Source organism: Mesorhizobium sp. WSM4848 (genome assembly GCF_055811375.1).
Genome location: NZ_JBVVPX010000051.1, coordinates 1 through 24,800 on the forward strand (window position 1 = coordinate 1; position 24,800 = coordinate 24,800).

Sequence of the window (24,800 nt, forward strand, 5' to 3'; positions counted from 1 at the left end):
CATAGCCATCGCCCGTGGCCCGCGGGTTCCTTCCTCGGGGACTTTCGTACGCCTGCCGGCGCCCGAAACTCTTCACGCAAGCAGTAGGTCTGCTTTTGGTCTGGCAAGAACGATAGCGGACATTCAACTTCCAATGTCCATTGTCGTGAGTTGACCCGGCGGGTGTTTACTCCGGCAGCCTCGCTTTGTGGAAGCCGTCTGCCAGATGGGCCGATCTTCGGGGTGCACCAAATGACTGTTTCAGCCCGAGATCGTCAAAGCCGGCTCGAGCTTGCGGTTTACCTGGTCGTGGATGCTGCGCGACACATAGATCGCGCCTGGCTTGGCGAGGCTTTCTAACCGGGCCGCGATGTTGACGCCATTACTTGTAAACATCGCTGCCCTCGATGACGATGTCGCCGAGATTGATCCCGATATGCAGAACGATGCGGCGTGTTGTGGGCAGCGCGGAATTCGCGTCTGCCATCCTTCGCTGCAGTTCAATGGCCGCGGTCACCGCATTTACTGCGCTGGCAAACTCCATCAGAACACCGTCGCCCATCACCTTTACTTTAGGCCACGAGTGCACCGAGATGGCGCCGACTGGACAGTTCCAAAGCGCTAGCTTCAACGTTGATCTTGCAAGCTTGGTCAGAAAGGCACGGACAAGCCGCGCCTTTCGGTTGCAAAGGAACGGCAGTCAGCTCGCCGCGACGAACTTGTAGGCAGTTCCGTCCTTTTCCGCGAAGCCGACGCCCGGATAGTTCCAGTGATAGCCGAGCAGCTTGGTCTTGTCGGCGGCTGCGCCGTCGAGCAGCGTCTTGCGGGTCTTGATCGCGGTGTCGTGGTCGGCATCGAAGCCGAATTTCCAGTCAGGCTTCTCGAACGAGACGATCTGGTTGGTCGTCGCGTCGCCGGCGATGATCAGACCCTCCCCTCCGGCAAGCCGCAGCGAGATATGGCCGGGCGTATGGCCGGGCGTGTCGATGACGGTGAGGCCTGTCACGATGTCCTGCCCGCCCTTGACCATCGTCACCTTGTCTCTCACAGCGGCAAAGTCGCGCTGCGCGCCCTTGACGAAGTCGCCCATCTCGGCTGGCATTTTCGAAAGGAGATTCGGATCGGTCCAGAAATTCCACTCGGCCTCGCCAACATAATATGCCGCGTTCGGGAAGAGCAGCTCGGCGTCGGCTTTGAGCGTGCCCGAGATGTGATCGAGATGGCCGTGTGTGAAGACGACCTTGGTGATCGACGCCGGATCGATGCCGGCCGCAGTCAGGTTTTCGGCGAGCTTTCCGGTTGTCTCCGGCATAAATTTTCCACCGGAACCGATGTCGATGAGGATCAGGTCGGTCCCGATCTTGAGGACCGGGAGGTTCATGGACATCCGGGCACCGTCCGCCGGGTATCCGAGCCGCTTGGCGATCTCGGCGAGTTGTTCTGTCGACGCGTCGGTCGCGATGATGTTGAGCGGCAGCGTGAACTGGCCGTCGCTGACTACGGTGACCTGGCGTCGCCCTGCGTGAAGCTGTGCGGCGCCGCCAGCGCCAGCGCCTTCCACGGCATCAGCGGCACGGCCGCGAGTGCCGCACTTCCCGCAAGGAAGAGGCGGCGATTCAGCAGATGAAGCACTTCCTGGGTGTCGATGGCTGTCATGGCTAAGCTCCCTGCTTGGCCCCCCGCATCAACGTCTACGAAGGCAACGCTATTCCCGTTTGACGACCGCGTGAATTCACCATCTGTTGAGCGGTGGTAGCTCGTGCAGGTATTTCCGTCCGTTGTGTGCTTCTGCCTGTTCTATGGTGTTTCGGTGGGTCGTAACGGCGTAGCAGCTCACGCGGCGTAGTCTTCATCGACGTAATCACTTCGACAAGCTTCTCGCGCGACGGCGGCGTCTTCAGCTTTTCGATCACTTCTGGCTCTTCGCCGGATTGGCGGATCATGGCAAGTGTGTTGCAGGACGTGCCGTATTCAGCATTGTGATAGATCGTTATCGTCATTCTGCAACTTTCATCTGGCGCAATGCGGTCATCGTCCTGCCTGGACTGCGCCACGACAGCCAGAGTCGAGAAAGTACTCGCGTCCAGTCTGCGTGTGCGACCGTCAGCGAGCAGCTGACGGGGATCGTGGAACTGCCTTCCGCGCCGCTCGTTTCTTGTCCGAACCGAGGTGGGAGTGTCCAATTGTCGACACGTTTGTTGAGCAGGCGCCTGTTCATCGGGACGGGTTTGGCGGGTGCGATCATTTCCGCTGCGTCGATGGGGCGCTTAGTGTCGGCGCAGGAGGCGCGCGTGGACGGAAATAGAGTAACCTCGAAAGACGGGACTCGCATCGCCTTCGATCGGTCGGGCGACGGACCGGCGCTCATCCTGGTCGGCGGCGCCCTAAGCGATCGATCGGGGCGGGCGCCACTGGCAAGCTCTTGGCGCCACGCTTCACGGTGTTCAGTTACGATCGCCGGGGCAGAGGCGATAGTGAAGACACGCCGCCATATTCCGTCGAGCGCGAGATCGAAGATCTCACGGCCCTCATTGACGAAGCAGGTGGAGCGGCGTTTGTCCACGGCCAGTCTTCTGGCGCGGTCCTGGCTCTGGAGGCCACGGTCAAGTTCCCCGCTATAGTCCGAAAGCTCTCTCTGTACGAGCCACCGTTTATTATCGACGACAGCCGCCCGCCTCCGCCTGAGAATTTTGTCGGGCAGATCAATGAACTCGTGGCGGCTAATCGCCGAGGTGACGCCGTAGAGTACTGGATGACCGAAGTGGTGCGTGCGCCTGCCGAAGCCGTCGCTGAGATGCGAAGGGCGCCAACATGGCCCGCGCTCGAAGCAGTGGCGCATACTTTGCCCTACGATATCGCCGTCCTGGGAGACAACATGGCCGGCGACCCGCTGCCGCGTGATCAGTGGACTGCTGCCACCGCACCGACGCTCGTGATGGACGGTGGGGCCAGCCCTGTATGGATACGCAATTCGGCTCGAGCGCTAGCGGATGTCCTGCCCAATCCTCGGGCGCTGCTCGGGGAGCAACACCACGAAAGAACGTGACAGGGTCTGCGATCGTTGATGACTTTTGATCGAGCCATATCATGCCATCGACCTCGATACGAAAAATGGCCTACAATCCTGACAGCAGTATCCTGTCGGTGTGGTTCGTCTGCTAGATAATCGGAATCGTCGCCATGAGGCTCGCGACTCTCCACCTTGAAACTGCGAGATACGGCGACGTATATCGCGCCGCAAGGCTTGTGCGGCTGAGGCAACAAATGATTCGGCACATCAAGCGCACTGACGCCTCGGCTCAAAAAGTCGAGCAAGCGCTGGCTAGTCTGGCCGAAGCAAACCCACCCATGGACCGGCTTGCGCGGCATCAGTAGGGCCGCGCCTATGTGCGCTCACGCCCGACGACGTAAGGAAGGCCTTCGAGGCTGCTGCCGAGGAGGAGGGGTTCCTCCAACTCGGGCTCACTCGCGTGCGCGCTGTTGAAACACCGGATGTCGCACACTTTCAATTCACAGGCTCCAGCGGTTGATGCTGGGGCTTCGCATGATGAAGCACCTGGCCGAGATCGCGCATGTCGAAATCCTGTCCGCATATGGGGCAATGCTCGTAATGCTCCGCCGCAGGCTTGATCGGCTGATCGTGGTCCTTGCCTCGAAATCCCGTGCCTTCGTTGCTGGTCCGGTATCTCATTCCGCTCCCGCAATGCCCTCGCGGCTTCTATGAGGGCTGACCCGATCGTTGCCCTTGGCCTTGATGAGCTCGCGGACCTGCTCGATTGTCACACCCATTCTCGCGAGCGAATATTCCACTTCGTAATCGTCGTCGGCGGACACGCGATTGCGATCGCGCAAGTCTCGCTTGCTCTTGTCGTCGGCCATGTCGTTCTCCTGGTCAGATCAACCGCGACGTCGAGGTTCATCTTTGTTGGATGTCGGCGAGACGGCATTTACCTCAATCGGTTCGATCACCAGGGACAGGCTAAGCCTCAGAACCTTTCTGCCACTCTCGTCCCTTATATCCATGATGAGTTGCTGCCCATCGGGACCTTTCAGTTCGTCTCTTGCCAGCTCAGTCAATCCTTCGACGGCTGCATTGCGCGCTGCCTCAATCCCCTCGCATTCCAGACCCGTGTTGTCTTCCACGAGATGCTGGTGATCGCCGCTATCAAAGAAATATCTTGGCATATCGGCTTCCGTCATCAGAATGCCACGTCACGTTTCGATCAGAAAGTTGTCGAGCAGGAAATCGGCCGGATAGCGATCGTTGGCGAGAATCCCGCCGACCTTTGCGGCTGCAAGGACCACGGCGTCGGGCGTGGTTTCTGTCATCCAGCGATGCACGGCGTCCTGATTTCGAAGGTCGAGAACGTCGCGCGGAGCCATTAGGACCTCGCAGTTTTCTTCTCCAATCGCCGCGGCACAGCCGAGCCGACCATGCCGCGGTGGCCAGCCACGAATATCCGTTTTGCGTCGAGCCGATAAGTGTAGTCCATGACCGGGCCCTCTCTAGACGCTACTGTCCATGTGCCAGCTCTCTCGCTCCAGACGTTTCAGATCGGCGGCCACCATTTCCGCCACGAGGTCGCTGAACGTCGTCTTAGGCGACCAGCCGAGCTTTGAGTGGGCTTTCGCCGGATTTCCCATCAGGAGATCGACGTCCGTCGGACGGAAATGGCGTGGGTCGACTCGGACGAGGATCTCTCCTGTCTTGCCATCCCGGCCGATCTCGTCCACCCCCGTACCTTCCCAGACGATGACGCGGCCGACTGCCCGAAAGGCACGTTCCACGAACTCGCGCACCGAATGGGTTTCGCCCGTGGCGAGGACGAAGTCGTCAGGCTCCGCGTGCAGAAGAATCCGCCACATGCCCTCCACATAGTCGCGAGCATGCCCCCAGTCGCGTTTCGCGTCCAAATTTCCAAGATAGAGGGTGGACTGAAAGCCTCGCTCGATACCTGCAACCGCACGTGTGATCTTGCGGGTCACAAACGTCTCGCCGCGCGTGGGGCCTTCATGATTAAACAGTATGCCATTGGAAGCGAACATTCCGTACGCTTCACGGTAAGTGATCGTGATCCAATAGGCATAGAGTTTGGCCGCCGCATAGGGAGAGCGCGGGTAGAACGGCGTCTTCTCCGTCTGGGGCACCTCCTGGACTTTGCCGAACAGCTCGGAGGTTGACGCTTGATAAAAGCGCACCCGCTCTTCCATCTTCAGGATGCGTATGGCTTCAAGCAGCCTGAGTGTGCCAAGGGCATCGGCGTTGCCGGTATATTCCGGGGTCTCGAAGCTTACCTGGACATGGCTTTGGGCGGCAAGATTGTAGATTTCGGTTGGGCGCGTCTGCTGAATGATACGAATGAGATTGGTCGCATCGGTCAGGTCGGCGTAGTGGAGAAAGAAGCGTGCGCCCGGTTCGTGCGGATCGACGTAGATGTCGTCGATGCGTTCGGTATTGAAGGAGGAGGATCTGCGTTTCAGTCCGTGGACAGTATAGCCTTTCTCCAGCAGCAGTCTGGCAAGGTAGGCACCGTCCTGACCGGTCACACCAGTTATGAGCGCAATGCGATCTGTCATCGTGTCCCATCCAATCGTTGAGGGCTGTGGTGGCGTCGTCGACCGACCGTCCGCCCCGCACTCCTCAAATGAAAGGCGAAAGCGCTTTGTTCGACCAGAGTGTCATTGTGGGGGGCACGCCGGCAAAGGAGGTAATCCCCACCGCTCAATGCCCGTCACAGCTGCTTCCCGTGCGTCCCCTTTCTGCTTGGCTAGCCTCGTCGGATGTAGCCGCCCTGCCGCGAGCCGTCAGTTCACAAGCGCTTGCGCCACCGCTTCTCCGCGAGCTGCTTGCCGCCCATGCTGCCGTCGGCAATGCCGAACATGTGGGTCGTCTGACCAGTGCAGCGCGGGCCATGCCGGCTGAGAAACGTTCGCGTCCAGCCTGCATCTCGGGTCACCTGGCAAGCGTGGCGTCGGGGCGCTTGTTGCCGACGATCCCCGCCACCGACGGCGGCTTGTCGAAAGTTCTCGTAAGGCTTGTTATCGCGTCAGCAAGAATGACAATTCGTGGCCCGCAGGAGAAACATGGAACAGGGTGTACCCCTGGCCCTTTATCGCTTCCACTGTTCGGTAGGTTTGCTCCACCGGAGTGCGGTGCCACCAGTGGTGAAACTCGACGAGAATCTGTCTCGGTAAGACATCAGATCCAAGCACCTCTGGAAGGACGTCGTGCTCTGCCCCCTCAACGTCGAGTTTCAGCACATCGATAGTTGCCAGTCCGAGCATATCCAGGATAGTAGAGTAACGCCTCACGTTGCAGACAATGCTCTTGCCTGTAACCATCTTCGTGGAAAAATTGCTGCGTGTATCATCTTCGGACACAGCAAACGTCTGCTCCCCGTCGAAATTAGATATTCCCAGGGGGTAGATCCGCACAGTGGGGGGTAATTCCTGAGCGGCAATCCAGTCAAGACTGGCCGGAGTCGGATCAAACCCAAAGACCTTTGCGCCGAATACTTTGCTGATTTCCTGATCAAATGAAATGTCGTCCCCTAAGCCAAAGGAAAGAACAATAGGGGAGGGAGTACCTAGAAGAGGCTCGACCGCAACCACCCGGAGCCGAGTTTTTGTGTAGGAACAGAGCATTCTGGCCGGAGAAGATGATCGAAGCCTAAGGCCGCTCTTACAACGCGCTTACAATACCGGAGCCAATCTGGATTGTACATCAATAGTGCCTTTGGGTTATTTGTAGTAGCTGTTCCGCTTGACTGCGCCGTCCTCACCATGTCCAAATGGACAAGAGCGCCAGATGGGTTCAGTCTGGCCTAACGCGGAGGGGCTATCGCCCTGTGAATTTTACATCAATTCCCTCCCGCGATCAGAGTGTCATTGTGGCAGGCACTCCAGCAAAAGGAGGTAATCCCCATCGCTCGGCGTTCGTAACAGATGCTGCGGGAGCGTCGCCTTGGGCTCGGCCAACGTCTTCGCCCCGCTGCATAGGAAGTAGCCGCCCCGCTGCGTCGCCGGCTCACGAGTCCCCACGCCGATGCCCCTGTCCGAGGGCTGCGTGCCGGCTACTTGCGGAGCCGAAGAAGTGGTGAGTCCTGTTCGTTGCGGAGCTGAACGCAGGGGAGGGCGGGCCTTCGCGGTTCGAACGAAATTGACCCTGGGCTTCGCCGAGCGGAGCGATCGGGCTTTTTGAACAGCGGCCGCGCGACGTAGTGGGTACTCGAAATGGCAGAGGTAATAGGGCCAGTGGAAGCCGTATGGGGAGCCTTATCCAGCTGCCGGATGCATATTTTTGATCCGTTGCATTGTGGTAATTCGCCGCTGTTGCGAACCCTTCAGCATGATTGTTGTTGCTTGGCCAAGATGACGTTCCTGGCCGGCTTCACACCAGTTCCTACTGGAGAAGCCCTTTGGCAAGTTCGCGCAAGTCCTGAAACGCAATAACAAGGTATGAGACCAGAAAGCTGCACAGATAGAAGCTTGGAGCGGCGCCGCGCTCCCACCGTAGAAACAAGGCGCCGAGTTCAAGGCTCGGGCGCGTTTGTGCTAGCCATGCCAAGGTCGCGGCCAAGGCGAGGCTACCCAGAGCATTGGTCGGGTAATGCAGCCCCAAGTAGACTCGCGCAAGCTCTATCACCAAGGTGCAGGCCAGGGCGAGGAGTCCGAGTTCGAAGCGAACGAGAAGAATGGCGATCGCTAAACCCGCGAACAGAACCGCTCGCTCACTGGGGAACCCGGGGCTGCCGGCGAACGGCGCTGAGCGCAGAACGGCAGCGTCGCCCAGAACCTCCGGGATATGAAGCCCAAGTGCGGCGTCAAAAATCGGCTTTGGCGTCGTCGGCAGAGTGCCCTGCAGGAAATGCGCGACGAGCGCCGCGAGGACAGCTGCGCAGACGCCGCTCACCAGCCTTGCCCTCGATTCCGGCCTGTCATGGGCGAACCAGCAATACCAAAGCAAGGACACAACTATAGCGCCCTCGGTTGTTGGGTAGACGGCACCGAAAGCGAGCCGGCTGGTGAAGGGCTGATTGCTCGCTACGGTGTTAATGGCCTTTACGAGGGGCCTGTCGATCCAATCCGGGTTAAGGGCCAGGAAAGTCGTACCCACAAAGAGGAGGCAAAGCGCGGCGGCATGCTTCAGGTAATGGAAGTCGGATAGCGTTCGCGCTGTCGGTTCGGCCATCTCCCTCCTCGGGCTCGGTCTGCGGAACATCCAGCTAACTAAGCGGTTGTAAGAATCTCGCGCTGCGGTGACGCGGCAGAGCTGCCGAAGAAGACAAGATCCTGCGCCCGGCGCAGCCCGTCGCACAGCCGCCCTATCGGAAGCTCGATGTCGTCATAGCCGAGCACCTCGTCGCGCTTGACGTCGCGCAGCAGTCGGCAGCCCTCGGCGAGCCCGATCGGCACAAGCCGCTCGGCGTGCACCGTCCGCGCGTTCTCGCAGAGGCCATAGGTCATGTAATGTCCGAGGCCATCGAGGATCTCTCCGGCACTAAGGTCCCGCTTGGCGGCGGCCACCACGTCAACGGTCGGCGCGCCTAGGGGCGCAATCGCAGCATCGCGGAAGATCGCGGCCCTCGCCACTGTGAAGGGCACCTCGAAATGACACAGATGATAAGGCCAATAGAAACAGTAGAGCGGCCCGGGGCCCATCTTGTAGAGTGACAGATAGTGTTTCTCGACGGCATTCTCTGTGGTGCCAAGAACGAAGACGCCGGGGTTGGGCATGGCGCCGACACAATAATCAACTATCCCCGGCCCCTCGAGGAGCTGATTGAGCGGATACCAGCCGACCGCCTCCTGGATCGGGGTCCCGGGCTCGACCACAGGCCCGTACATGCCGCGCTTGGCCACCAGCATGCCTGTGGCGTTGGCGACGATGGCGTTCTCGAATGAGATCTTCGTGCCGTCCGCGAAGGAGGTGACCATCGGGGCCTTCATCCCCCACTTCTTGGCAAATCCCTCCTGGGTCGTCGGATTTCGGTAGGGATCGTGCAGGCCCTTGATGTTCCCGCAAAGCACGGGACGTATGCCCAGGCCCCTGACCCAACGGTAGAGGTTCATGATGACGCCCGGCTGATCCCCCTCCACATTGGTGAGGACCACGCCTGCCTGGTCGGCATACACTTTAAGGATTGGGCCGATCGTGCCGTCGAGTTCGGCATTCATCAGGGCGACATGCTTGCCGTGCCGGATCGCGCACATTGTGACTTGGGCAGCGAACTCGATCGCGCCTGTCGCCTCGACGACGATTTCGATGCCTTCGGCCTCGCAAATGTGCATCGGGTCCGCCGTGATCGCGCGGCGGCCGCGGGCCACGAGATCCTCAAGCGCTTTGGTGCTGGTCGCCTCCGTCACATCGTCCGCGCCTGCAGCGGCATAGGCCTCTCGCGCCTTTTCCACGTGTCTGTTGGAAATGGCTACGAGTTCCATGCCCGGAACATATCGCAGCATCTGCATCGCGATGCCTCGGGCCATGAAACCGGCCCCCACCATACCCACGCGAATTGGACGCCCCTCAGCCTGGAGCAACTCCAACGCCCTGTCGACGATGAACATTTGCGTCTCCCCTGTAGCGCTCCCGCAAGTTCGTCGCCGAGAAAGGTCATTCGGCGTAGTCTGGCCAAGTCCGGTCCTTATCTGAGATCACCGCCGGCTCATCCACTGGCCACTTCACGGCGAAAGCAGAATCGTTCCAACGAACACCGCGTTCGGCTGCCGGTGCATAGAATTCGGAGACGAGATACGTGGCCTCGGTGTGGTCCTCAATGGTGAGAAAGGCGTTCGCGCAGCCCTTCGGTATCACCAGCATCCGTTGGTTCGCCGCGGAAAGTTCCACAGTGAGGTGCTGCTTATAGGTGGGTGACTCGGGCCGCAGGTCGATCAGCACGTCGTACAGACTGCCCCGGATGCAGCGAAGCATCTTGTCCTCGCCATGGGGAGCCAGCTGGTAGTGGAAGCCGCGCAGTGTATGCTTGTGCCTGTTGTATGAAATATTCATCTGCACGACATGATCCGGAAGTCCCTGCTCGGCAAATTCCCGCGAACACCAGCCGCGCGCGAAAAAACCCCGCTCGTCTTCGAATTTCTGCAGTTCCACCAGGGTGGCGCCGGGAATATCGGTCTTTGTGAAAAGCATCGTAGATCCATTGATCAAATGAGTGTCACGTCGGGTCGCATCTCCGACGCTCTCCTGAGGGTTGCTCGCACCGGCGGTCCGCTTGTGCGATCGCGGGACGGCATCAGACTTGCGCCGGATGCAAGAGGCGCGAGCCGTGGACTTCATAGCCGATAGGCACATAGGCTAGGTGTGAGAGTGCGCGTCTTACGCTTTCCCGGCGTTCTGGCTTGACCGCGAACATAAGGAATCCGCCGCCGCCGGCGCCGCACAGCTTGCCGCCTTCCGCCCCTGCGTCTCTGGCGAGGTCGTAGTGGCCATTGATCGCCGCGTTACTCACGCGGGACGCCAAACTCCGCTTCATCTCCCACCCTGCGTGAAGGACGGCACCGAAGCGTTCTATGTCGATGACGGGCTCCGAAAAGATCTCCTGAAGTATGAAGGCATCGTCCCGCATCCGCCTGAGCGTATCGAGATTGCTTGACGTGTTCGCCTTCTGCTCTGCCAGCACGGAACTGGCCGGTCGCTGATGCGATGTCCAGAACATCATCAGGTTGCTGAAGAGATGTTCGACGGCGCCATTGCGCACCCGCTGCGGCTCGACCGTTACCGCGCCGCCAGGCTGGAAGCGGAACAGGTTCATGCCCCCGAACGCGGCGGCATACTGGTCCTGCTTGCCAATCGGCTCCTTGAGGATGTCGATCTCGATGTGACATGCCTCTTCGGCGAGTTGGCCAGGGGTGACACGTTCTCCCCGGAATGCATGCAGGGCGTTGAGCAGTCCCACCGTGAACGAGCTCGACCCTCCCATGCCCGTCGAGGCCGGCATGTCTCCGACCGTCGAGATGTAAATCGGCGGTTCGATCTCCAGGAAACGCAGGCATTCGCGAGCGATGTTGTTCTTGATCTCCCCTATGGTGTTTACCTGCTCTGTCTGTGAATAGTTCAAGCGGATGGGTTCATTAAAGATCTCGCTGTGACGCTTGACGGTGACATAGATGTACTTGTCCACTGCCGCGCTGAAGACCGCGCCGCAGCCGAGATTGTAGAAATCGGGCAGGTCGGTACCGCCGCCAGCAAAACTGACGCGCATAGGAGTGCGCGTCAGGACGAGAGACGGTAGACGCTGTGCAGCACGATCGATGATGGTCGGAAGGTCCAGTCCTGAGCGGCGCCCCACGGCTTTGGTATCGTCTAGCTGTTCCATATTTTGCCCTCTCGAAAATCAACGGAACGAAAATTAGGCAACACGCGGCTGTGCGGTTCGCCAGCGCAGCTGATCATCGAGCATCCCCGCCTTGAGCAAATGATCGAGCCAGCGCAGCCGCGTGAATCGCTTGTCGGTAAAGTCTTCAAATCTAAGTGCGATCGAGCGGAACGCGTCGTAAAGCTCCTGCGCTCCCTTTCGTGCCGTCGACTGAAACTCGAAATCCGGGAAAGTCCGTGAGAACTTGCTGAAGTCCGCCTTGTAGGTCCTTTGGTCCGCGTCCGGCTTCGGTGCCATTGTGAGCTGCGCGCCGGGGACGGCCTCAACGGCGATCTCCGCTATCTCGCGCACCTGAAGATTGAGGCTTTCAACACCCATGTTGAACGCCTCATTGTGGATGTCCTGTAGCGGCGCCTCCAGCATCAATTTGAAATAGCGCGCGACATCCTGGACATGAACCACGGGCCGCCATGGCGTGCCATCGCTATGGACTTCGACACGTCCAGTTGTGAAGGCGCTGCCCATGAAATTGTTCAGCACGGTGTCGAAGCGCATTCGCGGCGAGAGACCATAGACGGTGCCGTTGCGGCAATAGACGGGCGAGAACCGGTCGTCCGCCAGCGCGCGCAGCGCTTCTTCGGCAACAGCCTTCGATCTTGCGTACTCTGTTTGCGGCGCCAGCGGGGCGGTTTCGTCGACGACGGCGGCTTTCGACATGCCATACATGATGCAGGAGGAGGAAAATAGGAACCGCCGGATGCCGGCCGCCTTGGCCATCGTGGCCAGACGAACTGTCCCGTCCGCATTGATCTGCCTCGTCCAATCCGCGTTGAGATTTCCGATCGGGTCGTTCGAGAGTGCCGCCAGATGGATCACCGCGTCAAAGCCCTGGAGTTCCGGGGGTTCGATGGCGCGCAGATCCTTTGTGATCTCGGGCACACTGGTATTGTCGGCTCCCAGGGTGCACGCACGAAAATATCCCATGTCCAGCCCGACCACCTCATAGCCCGCTACCTGCAACACGGGCACTATGACAGAACCGAGATATCCATTGTGTCCGGTGACGAGAACGCGTGTCGGTTCATTCATGTCTGCCCTGCTCCGCTTTCGAAAGAAGTTGACGGGTGAGGTCCAGAAGCGAGCATTGCTCGCTTACTTGCGCATATAGGCAGTCCGCGGCTTCGGCCGCTTGACGGTCACGATCGTCATCGCCGACAAAGAGTGTGCGTGTGAGGTCGAGATCAAAGTCGCGCTGTGCCTGATACAGCATGCCGGGTTTGGGCTTGCGGCAGTCGCAGCCGTCGTCCCAGCCGTGTGGGCAGTGGTAGATCTCCGCGATTTTGCCGCCGACGGCTTCGGACTCGGCGCACATGCGCTGGTGAAGCGCCTCGAGATCAGCGGCGGTCATCGCTCCGCGCGCTATCCCTGCCTGATTCGAGATGATGATTATGCGGTAGCCGGCTTCGTTCAGAAGGGCCAACGCCTGCTTTGCACCCGGAACCCACTCCCACTGGTCCCATGAACACACATATTGAGCCCGTGGCGGTCTGCAGTTGAGTACGCCGTCCCTATCTAAGAGCATGGTTTTTTTGCGCCTCATAAAGCGCTCCGTCGCGGGTAGACGCTCGATCGAGCCCACGCTGTAATAGCGGTGCTCGCTCACGAAGGCGGCGAGGCGATGCTGCGTCGCGAGCGGCGTGTAGATGGCCTCCTCGAAGAGGGTGTCCTCGTCGGGCAGGAGTTCGAGGGCGAGATCGGTCAGTATGGCATAGCTGATCTCGACTCCCTGCAGCCCGGGCGTGGTGCGGAGCCGGTCGAAGACGGTCACATTGTCGTCCGCATCAAGGATCACGCTGCCGCGTGAATAGCCGTCCTTGTTGCTGTAGACCGTGATCATTCCAGGCTTGCCGGCCGCACAGAAGCGTTGCCACAGCCGCTCCATGCGCATCGGCCAGTAATTGTCACAATACAGCAGCAGGAAGCACGGATCTATGAGGTGACGGGCATTGGATACCCGGCTGCTGGTGAGGTCGTCGGGACGGGTGACGGCATATTCGATACTGAGGCCCAACCTGCTGCCGTCGCCGAAGTGGTCCATCACCACATGGGGCAAATACCCGAGTAGAAGAAGAACCCTTTCGAACCCCTCCTGCCGCAGCTGTTCGATCTGGTATTCCAAAAAAGGCCGGCCGAGCACCGGCACCATTGGTTTCGGGCGGTCGAATGTGATCGGCCGCATGCGCGTGCCACGCCCGCCGGCCAGGATGACCGCCTGGCGCGGCCGGCTGTAGGTGCGGCCCTCGACATCTGCCTTTTGCAGGCGGGGAGAGCTCGGCAGGACAATATTCATTGACCGCGCTCCGGTCGGTCGGCGACGAGGTATCGCGTGATGGCATGACAGATCGCGGCGTGGGCGTCCTCGACGAGTTCGTAGGTGCCTTTTTCAGACCGCACCCATACTGGCTGATCGACGAGCTCTTTAAGCGTGCCGCCGTCAAAACCGACAATGCCGATCGTGGCTACCTTCCTTTCGCGAGCGAGTTCGACTGCCCGCACGAGATTAAGCGAGTTCCCGCTGGCTGAAATCACTATGAGCACGTCACCCGGCTTGGCAAAGTTCTCCATCTGGCCGGCAAAGATACGCTCGTAGCCTTCGTCATTGCCGAGCGCCGTCATCCAGGAGACGTTGTCTGTCAGGCCCATGACCCGGATTGGCTGCCTTCCCGAGCGCTTCGTGGCCTTACCGAGGTCATTGACCCAGTGGGAGGCGGTCGCTGCGCTGCCGCCGTTGCCGGCGACGAAGACTGTGCCGCCCGCATCGCGTACGGCGCGCAGCATCTGTATCGCCTCCTGCACGGCATCCGTATCGATCTGCGCCAATGCGATGCACAGCGATGCCAGATAATCCTGCGTGAATTCCTTGGGCTGCAACCAGAGGGCATCATCCGCGAACATTTGCAACATCCCACCACTCCCTGATCGATCGCGAGCTCTGTCACCTCGATTGCTGCAATAGGTGAGCCATCATCACAGCGTGCGAGCACTACGAGTTCAATTGCTATTCCGAACGGGAAGCTGGTGGGCGGCGCGCTCACCGGAGGTACCTAAAAGGAAACTCCCTTGTTCTCTCCGTTGCGGCCGGCACGTCGGCAGGCGGCCATATCGGCGTCACGATCGTCACGGTGTCGCCCGACAACAATGCCGTAGGCAAACCCGCGGTGATGGGGCTTTACCTCCTGCTCGACGGCGCGACGGGCTGCGCATTCATGCGCTCTTTCGGCACCACGGAGAGAACAAGGGAGTTTCCTTTTAGGTACCTCCGGTGAGCGCGCCGCCCGCCAGCTTCCCGTCGGAATAGCAATTGAACTCGAAGTGCTCGCAGGCTGTGATGAAGCTCACCTATCAGCAATCGAGGGTGGCATGACAGAACTCGCGATCGATCCGGGACAGTTGCGCGAGCAAGTGCTTGAGATACCCGTGCACGCCCTTGACTGGGCGCAGGCAGTCAACTGCGTCTTCGACTGGGCCCTACGGCGGGAGAGCCGAACGGTTTTCCTGGGCAATGTCCACAGTGTCGTCACCGCCCGCCACAATCGCGCCCATGCCGAAGCGATGGATAGCGCCGACCTTGTCGCGCCGGATGGAGCGCCGGTAGCCTGGGTCCTGAGGCGGCAGGGACACCCGGATCAGCCGCGCATCAGCGGACCGGACCTGATGTGGATTTGTTGCCGGAGAGCGTCAGAACTCGGCACGGAAATGTTCCTGTACGGCGGCAGCCCCGGCACCCTCCAGCGTCTTGAACATTGCATTCGAACCGAGTTTGCCGGCGTAAACATCGTGGGCTCTTACTCACCTCCGCGCCGCCCTCTGTCGGCCGAGGAGGATGAGGTAGTGGTCAGAATGATCAATCAGTCCGGTGCGAGGATCGTGTGGGTGGGGCTCGGATGTCCCAAGCAGGAAAGCTGGATGCAGGCGCATCGCGGCCGGATCAATGCGGTCATGCTGGGGGTAGGAGCAGCTTTCGATTTCCACGCCGGAGACGTCAGGCGGGCGCCGCAATGGATGCAGAGGAGCGGGCTGGAATGGCTGCACCGGCTCTTCCAGGATCCCCGCCGCCTGGCGAGCAGGTATCTCGTGACGAACAGCCTGTTCATCCTGGCTTTGCTGCAGGCATCGCTCCTTCCCGGGCGCGGAGTTCGTAACGATTAGAGGGAGGGCGGAACCAGTGAACACACTCGGACCGCCGTGTTGCCGATTTGCGCCAACTCCTCCACGGGCGGCTGTATTTGGCTCTGCTGCTGGGAGGCGGCGCTGCCCATATCTGGACGGTGTGGTTTGCATTGCCTCGACAGGCACCTGACGGGAGGCTCTCCATGACTCTGAGCAAACAGGCGGCCAGTCTGGCTGTCCTGCATGCCACCGACGTCCTGCAGCCGCTGATCATCTTGCCCTATGCCGGGCGTGTCCTCGGACCCATGAGTTTCGGGCAGTACGCGTATGCTCTCGCCATCGGACAACTCGCTGCCGTCGCCGTGGCCTATGGATTTCACTGGACCGCGCAACGCAGAGTTGCTTCCCTTCGATACCAGCCGGCGGAGATCGCGTCACTCTTTGCTCAGGTCATGGTCACCAAGGCAGTGCTGTTCGTTGCCGTATGTCTGGTTGGTCTTGTGCTGGCCGGCGACGTCCTGGCGCTCGACAGGCCGACATTCCTGTGCGCGATGCTCTCGGCCGCCGGCGGCGTTATTTTTCCGGCCTGGCTCTTCGTCGGCCTGGAGCGCGCCTGGCAGGCGGCCGTCGCGGGGGTTGTTGCTCGCGTTCTGGCGCTCGTCTGTTTCGTCGCCATGGTTGCATCACCTGACCAGGTCGCGCTCGCCGTTGCCATCCAAAGCGCAGTTCCCGTCGTCAGTGGCGTCATATGCTTACCCTTCATCCTTCCGATCGGGGTCGGCGGCTTCAGGTCCGTGACGCTTTCGACGATTGGAATGCAGCTACGCAACGGCTGGAGGGGATTCCTCTTCACCGCCGTGGATACTGCCCTCGTCACCCTCCCTGTCGCCCTTGTCGGACATTTCGCAGGTTATGTTGCAGCCGGACAATATTCTGTCGCCGAAAAATTCCTACTAGCCGCGCGGGTATTTTTCAGGTTGCTTATGGATACCCTCATACCGAGGGTTTCATACTACGCTCATGTCGACCCTGCTGCCGGGGTACAACTGATAAGGAGGTCACTATTCACCGTAGCAGGCGGAGCGGCGATGAGTATCGGAATGTTCTTTGTTGCTCCATATATAATATTGACCCTCTTTGGAGATGAATTTTCAGGAGCGACACCCATCGTGCGCGCAATGGCCATTATACCATTGCTGATGAACATAAATACATTAACATCAAATATATTCATGTTTAGTTACGGATACGAAAATGAATGGACCGCCCTTAACGCATCCGGTCTGCTGGTATTCCTGGTGGCCTCGTATTTTTTGTCTTTCGTCATGGCAGAGCAAGCCATTGTTTATGCGATGGTGGCGAAGGAAGTCGTCGTGCTGGTGGTTTCAACCGGCTTCTTCCTCATTGGCGGAGCGGCCGTCCTTCGCACGGCGGCGGCTTGCGACGCAGGCCGGGTGCGAAGATGTCTGCCAGCGTCCGCGCCGTGGGAGCATGATGCCGATCGTTTCCGGCCGTAGGAGATTCTCTACATGTTCGCGTCCGATCATTTTGTCGTTCAGTCGTCTGGCTCGCCTCACCAGCCGATCCCCCCCAAGGATCGCGACGAGCTGACCGCGAAAGACATCTTGAGATTTGTTCGAAGCAGTTGGCGCCTTTGCCTCCTCTGGATGGTGTTGAGCCTGGGTGTCGGCGGCGCATATGCGGTCCTTTCGCCTGGATATTACACCGCCTATGCGACGATCCTCCTTTCACCTCCGCCCGCTTTGGAACCGGGCGAAGCTGAGGCAGATGAGCGGGTCTATGTAGAGAGCCAGATACAGGTCATTCAGTCGGACGAGGTCGTCGGACGCGTTGTTGACGACACTGGCCTAGCAAACGAAGAGTTTGTGATGGATGACAGCTTGCGCGCGCGGATCTCCCGTTACGTGCGGAGCCAATTGGCGTCTCTCTTCGGCACCGAACTTCCGACGGTGGAGCCCAATATTCGGCATCAGGCGATGGTCCTTGTGAGGCGCGCGTTTTCCGTTCGTCAGTTGGGTTTCTCCAGCGCCGTCGAGATCGGGGTCACCTCTACCGATCCTCAGTTCTCGGCCATGCTCGCGAACGCGATCGCCGCCGGTTACATCGGAAATCAGCGCGAACGCCGGCGGGCTGCTCGCGCGGAAGAAACATCTGATCTGCACAAGCGGCTGGCGGAACTTCGGGAAAAGGCTTTTGTGACCGAATCACTGAAGGAACTTCCATCGGACCCTGAATCCGCGGAGAGGGCAAGAGTCCTTTTCCGCGAGCAGCAGAGCGCGGCCGAGGTTTATCGCTCGCTTTACAATGCCCTACTGCAGCGGAGCCACTCCGATTTTAGCGCCTCGTCGCTGATCCCGAGCGCAAGGGTCATCACGGCGGCCGAACCGCCTCGTAAACGCAGTTGGCCGCCCACGGTCCTGGTGGTAGCGCTCTCCGTTATGGCGGGTGGGGTTGCCGGCGTTGGTCATGCATTGATCAGGCAAGCAATGAACCACCGCCTGATGACGGTCGAGGATGTGCACAGGTCGACCGGCCTCGATCGGATTGTAGGGATCCCCAGAATTCCCCGCCGCAGGTGGACTGTCGTGGGGCCATGCGAGCAGTCTTTGCAGCCCGTCTACTCAAAGGACGCTCCCGAGCTTCACAGCTCGCTGAGCAAGATTGCCACCCGGATGCGCGGAGTTCAGGGCCACCAAGTGAGCAAGATTGCCACCCGGATGCGCGGAGTTCAGGGCCGCCAAGGCGGATTTGTAATCGGCGTTGCTTCACCCCTCGGCAAGTCCGGAAGCTCCACGGTGGCGGTTCATCTCGCAAGGGTCATTGCGGCGACCGGGCAAAAGACACTGCTCGTTGATGCCAATTGGCAAAAGCCATCAATGGACCAGCCAATGCTGAACGCGGAGCCAGGTCGCAAGCTCGCCAGGGCGTTTGCCACCATTCCCGCGGATCAGCAAGGGCTGGAAGTTCTGGCTCTCAGGCCCACGGGGTCAATCTCCGACTTGAATGCCTCGCTCTCCATCTCCGCTGCACTCCAGCATCTGCAGCAAGAATACAGTTGTATAGTGGTTGATTTTCACAGCACCGACCGCACCGCTGATCTGGAAGCGGCCATGGGCGTCATCAACGAGGTCCTCCTGGTGCTGAAGGCACGCCTCACTTTCGCGGACCATCTCGAGGGAATTCTGCGCATCATCCCCGCAGAGAAACTCTCGGCAGTAATTTTGACCAGGATCAACCGTGCGGCTTTCAGTCCTAACCGGTGATACAGGCCATGACCTCGCCAGCGACATTGTCACGCACGAAGGGTTCAAAGCCGGTCGACCTCGACTGCAGCCATTACCCTGACGTGCTCGACTACACGCTCTTTCTCTCCGGCATTTGGCTGGCCTGCGCCCTGGCAATATCGCTTAAACTGCTTGGCCCTTTCTTCATAGTGATCCCGGTCGGTGTCTGTCTGGCCTATGCCGTGCTGCGGCAGACGGTGCCGCCTCGCCTGCTGGCGGTCTACACCGCCTTCTGCCTCTTCATTGCCCTGCTGTCCAGATACGGGCTGATGCCGGATTCCTGGCAGGTTTACTTCCTTCAAGAAGCAGTCATAAGGCAAATCGTCCCGATTGTGGGATTCTTCGCCGTCGCATGGGCATCCAAGGCTTATTTCCGCCGCAGGCTGATGAGCGGTAACCCCTTTTTTGGGGCACCCGTTTTCCTGTTCCTGTCTCTCGTTGTCGCGCCGGCGGTGATGTTTCAGCAGGGTGTGCAATACGAGGGCGCACCTCCGGGAGCCACGATGCTGATTCTCTACGGCTCGCTCCTCAATAACATTGCAATTGCCGTGTTCTTCATAGCAGGCAGTATTTTTCTGACGAATGACTGGCGCCGCTACGGCGGCATTTTGCTCTTATTGGGATTTGCCCTTGTGAGCCCCTTGGGTCAGTTCAAGGTGCTCGCGGTCACCATAGTGGTCATTCTAATTGGCGTGCCAGGCCGATTGGTAGCTATAGCCCTGGCGACGGCATTAACTGCTGCCTATGCCGTCGGGCTGAATTTCATACCTCAAACCTTTGCCTTGGACCCGAACGCCGGGATCCGACTTGCGTTCATTTCGGACGCACTCGCATCCGTGGCGGATACATACGGCATTGGCATAGGATTTGGAAAAGAGTCGGTTCAGTGGCGATATGAGATCCCAGGTCTCTTGGATTTCACCTTTCTTCCTGACACCAGGAACATCACGCATGCCAGGATGCTTGAGATACTCTCAACGGGAATCCACAACTCGTTCCTTCAATCCATGCTGCGGACGGGAGTCATTGGATTCATTTTGATTGTATCTGCAATTGCGGCGGCGTTCCCACCACGCAGACTGCCGCGCGGCGTTCGAAACCATGCTTCGGCGGTCTTCGTCATGATTTTCCTCGCGATGTTCGTCAATGCAGTCCTGGAGACTCCTCTACAGATAGTGGGAATTGCATTCTCATACGGCTACCTGACTGCACTTCGCGCCACTGCTTGGGCCGAGGATGCGGAACCCGTTCCGCCAAATGGGATCGAAATGCAGCAAGGCGCTCCTTGGCGTACCTGACCGAACACGGATGCGGTCCGTCCGAAACAGGCGATCCACCGGTCTCGGTAGAAGGGGTGCGCGTCGTACCGGTTTTGGCACGGTAGGGGCATGAGAGCCGTCCGGCCAGTGCGCACACGCCTGCGATTAGGCGTCCTCGTCCGTTTCCATGAGGGGTGCCTCGAAAGAGCCAGCGAGCCAGCCATTTTGCCTCGGCCTCGGCCATGCCTCTTCTGGTAGCATAGGGCCATCCACTGCGCAGGTTCGCCCGCGCCGGAGAAACCCGTGCTCAGTCGCCCCGTAGAGATACGGGGGCAACCCGTTGGGGGACCCATGAAGCTGTTGAGAACCTTGTTGTCGGCGCTGTCGATGACCATGGCTTCGACCCGCCTCGCTTCGTTCGCTGGCGCCATCGCTCTGATTCCGACAGCGGCACTTGCCGACTACAAGCTACAGCCCGGAGATACGCTGGAAGTATCGGTCCCTGGTATTCCGGATTTCAGGCAGCGATTGCAGATCGGAGTGGACGGCGAGGTGAACTTGGCGCTGGTTGGAGCGGTTCAAATCAGCGGCCTTTCCATTCAACAAGCGCAGGAAATAATCGCTGGCAGTCTCGCCAGCAAGCAGTATCGGCAGGGGACCGCGGACGGCCGTGAGATAACGCACCTGATCCAGGCCGACCAGGTCTTCATTTCAGTTGCCGAATACCGGCCCATCTATGTTTATGGTGATGTGGCCAGGCCGGGAGAGTACATCTTCCGGCCGGGTATGACTGTCCGACAGGCTGTGGCGGTTGCGGGTGGCTACAGCGCTGCCCAGGTTCGCATCGCCAATCCGCTCATGGAAGCGGCCGATTTCCGTTCGGAATACAAAGCCCTATGGGCGCAATTCGCAACGGAACAGGCTCGCATTTGGCGCCTTCGCACCGAACTCGGCGAAGAAGTAAAACATGTCGAGAACGTGGCCGTGCCTGAGGCGCTCGCCGAACGATTGAAGCAAGCGGCAACAGCGCATATCGAAGCTCGTCTGTCAGACAGTGAAAAGGACAAGGAGCTTCTGCGACGTGCTGTCGAGGAGACCAGCCTGCAACTGGAGCTCCTGTCTGAAAAGAAGAAGAAGGACGAAGAGGGAAGCAAGGCCGACACCGACGATTACGAGAGCGTCAGGACGCTGTTGCAGAAGGGCCTGGCGCCGACCACGCGCCTATCTGAGGCCCGTCGAGCGGTGCTTATGTCATCAACCCAACTGCTCGAGACGATCGTCCAGGCATCGAACATCGAGCGCCAGCGCGGCGAATATGTCAGACAGCTGAACAAGATCGACAGTGAACGACAAATCGCGGCCTTGGGAGAGCTACAGGGGGCCTATATGAATCTGGCCCAGATCTCGGCGCGTCTTGAGGGTACCGCGCAGAAGCTGGCGCTTACAGGTCAAGCGCAATCCAGCCTGCTGACAGCCGCGGGTCGGCCCGAGATAAAAGTCCATAGAAAGCGAGAGCAGGGCGACGAGACGCTCCCCGGCAACGAAGATCTCGGGCTTGCGCCCGGCGACGTTGTGGAGGTCGTTTTGCCAAAGGTGGACTTTGCCGGAGCCGTCGCGTCCTCGCCAGGGGCGTCAGCAGTGCCGAACTGAGTTTCAAAGGAGCGACCACCGATGCGCGTCTTGCTGGTTCTCGCCGCACTTCTTTGGAAGGATGCTCTCGACGGCCTTCTGTTGTGGAATGCGCCCGAGCCGGTCTATCTGTGCGCGCGCTCGGCCTATCGGCTCGGCCGGAAGGTGCTTGCGTGATGAGCGTCACCGTCCCTCTCCCCTGCGATATCGTCTTCCTGGGACTCGCGCGCAATTGTGCGAGGACGCTTCCAAACTTCTTCCGCTTCATCGCCGAACTGCGGGGGGCGGGCCTGCGGGTCCGGGCAGTCATCGGCGAAAACGGGTCAACGGATGACACGCGCGCGCTGCTCCTCGAGCACTTCCGGGCCGATGCTTCGGTCGAGATCCTTGCGACGGATTTTATGGCGACGATCCCCGAGCGGCTGCCGCGCATGGCGGCCGGTCGGGAATTCCTTCGCCTGCACGCGAGCAAAAACCATCCCGCCACGCACCATGTCTGCGTCGTCGACCTGGACTCCGTGTTCGCAGCCCCCCCTACGGTCGCCGCGTTCGTCTCATCGCTCGATCGGCTCGCCGCCGACACGAGCCTCTTCGCCGTGGCCGCGAGCTCGAAGCCGCGCTACTACGATCTGCTGGCGCTGCGGTGCGAGGGCCTATTCATGGAGAATCTTCAGCATACCATCATTCGCGCGAAACGAAATCCGCTCACCTATCGCTCCGCCCTGGCACGATGCGTCCACGATGCACAGGAACGCGTGTCGGCGAGTTCTCTGCGGCACTGCGTCTCGGCTTTCAACGGCCTCTGCCTCTACCGGGCGGAACCCTACTATGCCCACTCCTACATCGATGCCCGGGATCGCGAGAGCTGCGAGCATGTGGTCCTCAATACGGCGATACATGCCTCGACCGGCAGTCATGTCCTTATTGACGACGGTCTGATTGTGACCGCTCCGCCCGAGCATCTTCGCGAGCAACCGCTTCGCTTTTACACGGTTCGCCTTTTGCGGCTGATGAGGCGCGTGTCGATATGGTGTGCTGGCTCAGGCCCACTCGGCTCGGGGCACCGGCCATGACTGCAATCACGTCATCGGTACGGCGGGAGCCGACCGCCCTTGGCCTCTCATCGTAAGGGCGCAAACTTCAATCGGCTGATGGCGATCTATGAGTCCGTGGTCAGGCGCCCGATCCGGGCCTTCGTGGTAGTCTCGTGAGCTTAGGCCCGCGCCGGGAGGAACGGGCCACGGGCAAGCCAAGCTTCACACGTGAACGAGCGCAGTGCGGCCATGCCGGCGGGTCGGGGTACTCCCTATTTGTCGTTGATGGATAGGCCCTGAGGATCGATCCTACCGCCTCACATACCTCGGAGAGGTCCTTTTTTGCTTCCATTGCTGAAACACGGTGCGACGGGAGGCTGCGGCCGCTCGCAGGCCCCTATTGTAACGGTGTGATCAAATGCGCATTGTCTTGACCCGGCGCGAACCCTTGGATTCGCCTGACGGTGTGAGCATCTTCATTGTGGCACTTGCCCAGGCGTTGCTCGAATTGGGGCACCAGGTGCTGATCGTGATCGGCACCTTCAAAAGCCGCGCAAAATTCCAGCGACTTCTTGCTCCTCGGCTCGAGCTACCGATAATCGGATTGAGCCGGACGCCTTTGACCGGGCCGGCCTCGGTCGCGGCGTGGCTGCGGGCGATCGGCATTATCAATCGGTTCCGGCCCGACCTTGTCATCCATAGCGAGACGGTGCCGCTTCCTCTGCATGGCACGATCGTCCAGATCGTCCATGATCTTCAGAGGCGGAAAGGGCCGCTTGCGGCGGTCCGGCGAGCCATTCGACGGATAAGCACGCGGCGCTGCCACCACGTCGTCGCCACTACGACCGACCTTCAGGAAGAACTCGTCCAAGATCTTGGGCTGCCAAGAGACCGAATCCTGAAAATTCCCGAATGTATCGATCGCCAGTCATATGCGTCGCGTGGACTGGCAGATCGCGAGCGGGCAATCCTCCATGCCGGCACCGCGCCCTACAAGGTGCCGGAGGCTACGATCCGTGCATTCGGCGCCCTGAACGACCCTTCCGTACGGCTCTACGTTACGGGTGACATCACACGACCGGTGACGGAGGCGGTCGACGCTCTTCCTGAAGCGATACGGGGGCACGTGGTCCTTCTCGGCATGGCAGAGGGAGCGCGCGTTCGCGAACTACACAGCCGCGTTCGCGTCGCCGCTTTCCCCACGCGCTATACGGTCCCTGTCGCCTCGGCAACGGTGATGGAGGCGATCGCCACCGGCACGCCCATCGTCGGATCTTCAAGGCTCAGCCGGGATCTGCTCGCGGATGGCGTGAATGGGGCAGTGGTCGAACCACAGGCCGAGGCGATGGCCGCAGCGCTGAAGGCGGTGCTGGACGATGATGACCTTTGGTCGCGTTTGTCGGCGGGTGCCCGCGAGAGGGTTAGACAGTTCGATGCTCACAGTGTTGCAAAGCAATATCTGGAGCTCGCGGAACCCTCCGGATTGCAATCCAATATCGGAATCTCCGCGAAGGGGAAGGAAGAGAAAGGGACTGACGAACCGCGGCTCCCAGACCGTCAGCGGCTTGTCGGGCTCCTTGCATCCCATTCCCTGAAGGCTTCTTACGATTGGGCAAGGCGATGATCATCGGCTACTGTCGTATCAACACCTTCGAACCGACCGCAAGGCTGGAGGCGCAGAAGCTTTATCTTGCCCGGTTGGGAGCCGAGAACTTCTTCTGCGAGAGGGCCAGCATGTTCGGCTCGACGCCGGAGCTGGAGAGGGCGATCGCATGTGCCGGGAAAGGAGACGTGATTGCGATCACGAAGCCGTACCGTGTTGCGCGCACAACCCGCGAAGTGCTGGCGCTCATCGAAAGGCTTGGCACCAAGGGTGTCGGTCTTCGCATCGTTGACACACCTGTCGATACGAGCACGACGACGGGACGCATGATTCTTGCGTCAGCGCCTCTCTGGACGCTTGGGATGTCTCCGCCGCGGTCAATGTTGGCAGACCTGTTTCTCTTTTTGCGTCGTCGTCGGTAGGGCATGGTCGGAGGCAACGCTACTGCATGTCTCCTTATAAATCCTAACCGATTTAAGGATACAAAC

25 protein-coding genes and 3 pseudogenes are annotated in these 24,800 nt (G+C 59.9%); 11 read left to right on the plus strand and 17 right to left on the minus strand.

Features of this window, described 5'->3' with window-relative positions; translation table 11 throughout:
* Positions 1-240: 240 nt before the first annotated feature.
* The 5 genes and pseudogenes from AC0L16_RS30720 to AC0L16_RS30740 all read right to left on the minus strand — a co-directional run.
* Positions 241-375: a hypothetical protein gene (locus AC0L16_RS30720; RefSeq protein WP_473625227.1), complete on the minus strand. Its 135-nt coding sequence runs from the start codon at positions 373-375 to the stop codon at positions 241-243.
* Entirely contained in the window at positions 362-541 is a 180-nt protein-coding gene (locus AC0L16_RS30725) for a hypothetical protein (RefSeq protein ID WP_473625229.1), read from the minus strand. Before AC0L16_RS30725 ends, AC0L16_RS30720 begins: the two co-directional genes overlap by 14 nt.
* Before the next feature lie 138 nt (positions 542-679).
* Positions 680-1,540: an MBL fold metallo-hydrolase gene (locus tag AC0L16_RS30730; protein WP_473625230.1), complete on the minus strand. Its 861-nt coding sequence runs from the start codon at positions 1,538-1,540 to the stop codon at positions 680-682.
* Positions 1,477-1,635 carry a hypothetical protein gene (locus tag AC0L16_RS30735; RefSeq protein ID WP_473625232.1) on the minus strand — a complete coding sequence of 53 codons (159 nt, stop codon included), beginning with the start codon at positions 1,633-1,635 and terminating at the stop codon, positions 1,477-1,479. Before AC0L16_RS30735 ends, AC0L16_RS30730 begins: the two co-directional genes overlap by 64 nt.
* 152 nt (positions 1,636-1,787) lie before the next feature.
* Positions 1,788-1,979, minus strand: a pseudogene (locus tag AC0L16_RS30740) (thioredoxin domain-containing protein); the annotation flags it as partial.
* A gap of 422 nt (positions 1,980-2,401) precedes the next feature.
* On the opposite strand from AC0L16_RS30740, the gene AC0L16_RS30745 reads away from it, so the two are divergent.
* Positions 2,402-3,025, plus strand: coding sequence for an alpha/beta fold hydrolase (locus tag AC0L16_RS30745; RefSeq protein WP_473625233.1), 624 nt, complete (start codon positions 2,402-2,404; stop codon positions 3,023-3,025).
* A gap of 641 nt (positions 3,026-3,666) precedes the next feature.
* Here AC0L16_RS30745 and AC0L16_RS30750 read toward each other — a convergent pair.
* The 12 genes and pseudogenes from AC0L16_RS30750 to AC0L16_RS30805 all read right to left on the minus strand — a co-directional run bounded on the left by AC0L16_RS30750 (position 3,667) and on the right by AC0L16_RS30805 (position 14,267).
* The gene (locus AC0L16_RS30750; protein ID WP_473625235.1) at positions 3,667-3,858 is read right to left on the minus strand and encodes a DUF3606 domain-containing protein; all 192 of its coding nucleotides are present in this window, start codon (positions 3,856-3,858) and stop codon (positions 3,667-3,669) included.
* 18 nt (positions 3,859-3,876) lie between these two features.
* Positions 3,877-4,179 carry a DUF6894 family protein gene (locus AC0L16_RS30755; protein ID WP_473625236.1) on the minus strand — a complete coding sequence of 101 codons (303 nt, stop codon included), beginning with the start codon at positions 4,177-4,179 and terminating at the stop codon, positions 3,877-3,879.
* A gap of 18 nt (positions 4,180-4,197) precedes the next feature.
* A pseudogene (locus AC0L16_RS30760) lies at positions 4,198-4,472 on the minus strand (NAD-dependent epimerase/dehydratase family protein); the annotation flags it as partial.
* A 13-nt stretch (positions 4,473-4,485) separates the two neighbouring features.
* Positions 4,486-5,556, minus strand: a complete 1,071-nt coding sequence (gmd, locus tag AC0L16_RS30765; protein ID WP_473625237.1) for a GDP-mannose 4,6-dehydratase — start codon at positions 5,554-5,556, stop codon at positions 4,486-4,488.
* A gap of 462 nt (positions 5,557-6,018) precedes the next feature.
* On the minus strand, positions 6,019-6,591 hold the full coding sequence (locus AC0L16_RS30770) for an FkbM family methyltransferase (RefSeq protein WP_473625239.1): 573 nt from the start codon (positions 6,589-6,591) through the stop codon (positions 6,019-6,021).
* A 790-nt stretch (positions 6,592-7,381) separates the two neighbouring features.
* Positions 7,382-8,170, minus strand: a complete 789-nt coding sequence (locus tag AC0L16_RS30775) for a hypothetical protein (RefSeq protein ID WP_473625240.1) — start codon at positions 8,168-8,170, stop codon at positions 7,382-7,384.
* 38 nt (positions 8,171-8,208) lie between these two features.
* Positions 8,209-9,546: an NAD(P)H-dependent oxidoreductase gene (locus AC0L16_RS30780; protein ID WP_473625242.1), complete on the minus strand. Its 1,338-nt coding sequence runs from the start codon at positions 9,544-9,546 to the stop codon at positions 8,209-8,211.
* Positions 9,547-9,592: 46 nt separating this feature from the next.
* The gene (rfbC, locus tag AC0L16_RS30785; protein WP_352963810.1) at positions 9,593-10,126 is read right to left on the minus strand and encodes a dTDP-4-dehydrorhamnose 3,5-epimerase; all 534 of its coding nucleotides are present in this window, start codon (positions 10,124-10,126) and stop codon (positions 9,593-9,595) included.
* A gap of 103 nt (positions 10,127-10,229) precedes the next feature.
* Positions 10,230-11,312: a GHMP family kinase ATP-binding protein gene (locus tag AC0L16_RS30790; protein WP_473625243.1), complete on the minus strand. Its 1,083-nt coding sequence runs from the start codon at positions 11,310-11,312 to the stop codon at positions 10,230-10,232.
* A gap of 33 nt (positions 11,313-11,345) precedes the next feature.
* The gene (locus tag AC0L16_RS30795) at positions 11,346-12,401 is read right to left on the minus strand and encodes an NAD-dependent epimerase/dehydratase family protein (protein ID WP_473625245.1); all 1,056 of its coding nucleotides are present in this window, start codon (positions 12,399-12,401) and stop codon (positions 11,346-11,348) included.
* Positions 12,394-13,662 carry an HAD-IIIA family hydrolase gene (locus tag AC0L16_RS30800; protein WP_473625246.1) on the minus strand — a complete coding sequence of 423 codons (1,269 nt, stop codon included), beginning with the start codon at positions 13,660-13,662 and terminating at the stop codon, positions 12,394-12,396. Before AC0L16_RS30800 ends, AC0L16_RS30795 begins: the two co-directional genes overlap by 8 nt.
* Entirely contained in the window at positions 13,659-14,267 is a 609-nt protein-coding gene (locus tag AC0L16_RS30805; RefSeq protein WP_165848545.1) for an SIS domain-containing protein, read from the minus strand. The genes AC0L16_RS30800 and AC0L16_RS30805 overlap by 4 nt, the downstream gene beginning before the upstream one ends.
* A 179-nt stretch (positions 14,268-14,446) precedes the next feature.
* Here AC0L16_RS30805 and AC0L16_RS30810 point away from each other — a divergent pair.
* The 10 genes and pseudogenes from AC0L16_RS30810 to AC0L16_RS30855 all read left to right on the plus strand — a co-directional run.
* Positions 14,447-14,569, plus strand: a pseudogene (locus tag AC0L16_RS30810) (bifunctional Delta(1)-pyrroline-2-carboxylate/Delta(1)-piperideine-2-carboxylate reductase); the annotation flags it as partial.
* Positions 14,570-14,732: 163 nt separating this feature from the next.
* Positions 14,733-15,521 (plus strand): WecB/TagA/CpsF family glycosyltransferase, encoded by a 789-nt coding sequence (locus AC0L16_RS30815; RefSeq protein ID WP_473625247.1) that lies wholly within the window; start codon positions 14,733-14,735, stop codon positions 15,519-15,521.
* 164 nt (positions 15,522-15,685) lie between these two features.
* Positions 15,686-16,999 (plus strand): oligosaccharide flippase family protein, encoded by a 1,314-nt coding sequence (locus tag AC0L16_RS30820; RefSeq protein ID WP_473625249.1) that lies wholly within the window; start codon positions 15,686-15,688, stop codon positions 16,997-16,999.
* A gap of 12 nt (positions 17,000-17,011) precedes the next feature.
* Positions 17,012-18,766, plus strand: coding sequence for a GNVR domain-containing protein (locus AC0L16_RS30825; RefSeq protein WP_473625250.1), 1,755 nt, complete (start codon positions 17,012-17,014; stop codon positions 18,764-18,766).
* A gap of 8 nt (positions 18,767-18,774) precedes the next feature.
* Positions 18,775-20,085 carry a hypothetical protein gene (locus AC0L16_RS30830; RefSeq protein ID WP_473625251.1) on the plus strand — a complete coding sequence of 437 codons (1,311 nt, stop codon included), beginning with the start codon at positions 18,775-18,777 and terminating at the stop codon, positions 20,083-20,085.
* Positions 20,086-20,397: 312 nt separating this feature from the next.
* Positions 20,398-21,696 carry a polysaccharide biosynthesis/export family protein gene (locus AC0L16_RS30835; RefSeq protein ID WP_473625252.1) on the plus strand — a complete coding sequence of 433 codons (1,299 nt, stop codon included), beginning with the start codon at positions 20,398-20,400 and terminating at the stop codon, positions 21,694-21,696.
* A 21-nt stretch (positions 21,697-21,717) separates the two neighbouring features.
* On the plus strand, positions 21,718-21,852 hold the full coding sequence (locus AC0L16_RS30840) for a hypothetical protein (RefSeq protein ID WP_287288812.1): 135 nt from the start codon (positions 21,718-21,720) through the stop codon (positions 21,850-21,852).
* Complete coding sequence (locus tag AC0L16_RS30845) at positions 21,852-22,748, plus strand: glycosyltransferase family 2 protein (protein ID WP_473625253.1); 897 nt, start codon at positions 21,852-21,854, stop codon at positions 22,746-22,748. The genes AC0L16_RS30840 and AC0L16_RS30845 overlap by 1 nt, the downstream gene beginning before the upstream one ends.
* 379 nt (positions 22,749-23,127) lie before the next feature.
* Complete coding sequence (locus AC0L16_RS30850; RefSeq protein ID WP_473625255.1) at positions 23,128-24,333, plus strand: glycosyltransferase family 4 protein; 1,206 nt, start codon at positions 23,128-23,130, stop codon at positions 24,331-24,333.
* On the plus strand, positions 24,330-24,734 hold the full coding sequence (locus AC0L16_RS30855; RefSeq protein ID WP_473625256.1) for a recombinase family protein: 405 nt from the start codon (positions 24,330-24,332) through the stop codon (positions 24,732-24,734). Before AC0L16_RS30850 ends, AC0L16_RS30855 begins: the two co-directional genes overlap by 4 nt.
* The last annotated feature ends 66 nt before the right edge of the window (positions 24,735-24,800 follow it).

Bases quoted from the DNA above. Each gene is read 5' to 3' on its own strand.
- AC0L16_RS30820 (WP_473625249.1), top strand. From the start codon at position 15,686: ATGACTCTGAGCAAACAGGCGGCCAGTCTGGCTGTCCTGCATGCCACC.
- AC0L16_RS30830 (WP_473625251.1), top strand. From the start codon at position 18,775: ATGACCTCGCCAGCGACATTGTCACGCACGAAGGGTTCAAAGCCGGTC.
- AC0L16_RS30735 (WP_473625232.1), bottom strand. From the start codon at position 1,635: ATGACAGCCATCGACACCCAGGAAGTGCTTCATCTGCTGAATCGCCGC.
- AC0L16_RS30750 (WP_473625235.1), bottom strand. From the start codon at position 3,858: ATGGCCGACGACAAGAGCAAGCGAGACTTGCGCGATCGCAATCGCGTG.
- AC0L16_RS30855 (WP_473625256.1), top strand. From the start codon at position 24,330: ATGATCATCGGCTACTGTCGTATCAACACCTTCGAACCGACCGCAAGG.
- AC0L16_RS30720 (WP_473625227.1), bottom strand. From the start codon at position 375: ATGTTTACAAGTAATGGCGTCAACATCGCGGCCCGGTTAGAAAGCCTC.
- rfbC (WP_352963810.1), bottom strand. From the start codon at position 10,126: ATGCTTTTCACAAAGACCGATATTCCCGGCGCCACCCTGGTGGAACTG.
- AC0L16_RS30775 (WP_473625240.1), bottom strand. From the start codon at position 8,170: ATGGCCGAACCGACAGCGCGAACGCTATCCGACTTCCATTACCTGAAG.
- AC0L16_RS30755 (WP_473625236.1), bottom strand. From the start codon at position 4,179: ATGACGGAAGCCGATATGCCAAGATATTTCTTTGATAGCGGCGATCAC.
- AC0L16_RS30845 (WP_473625253.1), top strand. From the start codon at position 21,852: ATGAGCGTCACCGTCCCTCTCCCCTGCGATATCGTCTTCCTGGGACTC.
- AC0L16_RS30800 (WP_473625246.1), bottom strand. From the start codon at position 13,662: ATGAATATTGTCCTGCCGAGCTCTCCCCGCCTGCAAAAGGCAGATGTC.
- AC0L16_RS30825 (WP_473625250.1), top strand. From the start codon at position 17,012: ATGTTCGCGTCCGATCATTTTGTCGTTCAGTCGTCTGGCTCGCCTCAC.
- AC0L16_RS30835 (WP_473625252.1), top strand. From the start codon at position 20,398: ATGAAGCTGTTGAGAACCTTGTTGTCGGCGCTGTCGATGACCATGGCT.
- AC0L16_RS30795 (WP_473625245.1), bottom strand. From the start codon at position 12,401: ATGAATGAACCGACACGCGTTCTCGTCACCGGACACAATGGATATCTC.
- AC0L16_RS30790 (WP_473625243.1), bottom strand. From the start codon at position 11,312: ATGGAACAGCTAGACGATACCAAAGCCGTGGGGCGCCGCTCAGGACTG.
- gmd (WP_473625237.1), bottom strand. From the start codon at position 5,556: ATGACAGATCGCATTGCGCTCATAACTGGTGTGACCGGTCAGGACGGT.
- AC0L16_RS30815 (WP_473625247.1), top strand. From the start codon at position 14,733: ATGACAGAACTCGCGATCGATCCGGGACAGTTGCGCGAGCAAGTGCTT.
- AC0L16_RS30850 (WP_473625255.1), top strand. From the start codon at position 23,128: ATGCGCATTGTCTTGACCCGGCGCGAACCCTTGGATTCGCCTGACGGT.
- AC0L16_RS30725 (WP_473625229.1), bottom strand. From the start codon at position 541: ATGGGCGACGGTGTTCTGATGGAGTTTGCCAGCGCAGTAAATGCGGTG.
- AC0L16_RS30805 (WP_165848545.1), bottom strand. From the start codon at position 14,267: ATGTTCGCGGATGATGCCCTCTGGTTGCAGCCCAAGGAATTCACGCAG.
- AC0L16_RS30840 (WP_287288812.1), top strand. From the start codon at position 21,718: ATGCGCGTCTTGCTGGTTCTCGCCGCACTTCTTTGGAAGGATGCTCTC.
- AC0L16_RS30780 (WP_473625242.1), bottom strand. From the start codon at position 9,546: ATGTTCATCGTCGACAGGGCGTTGGAGTTGCTCCAGGCTGAGGGGCGT.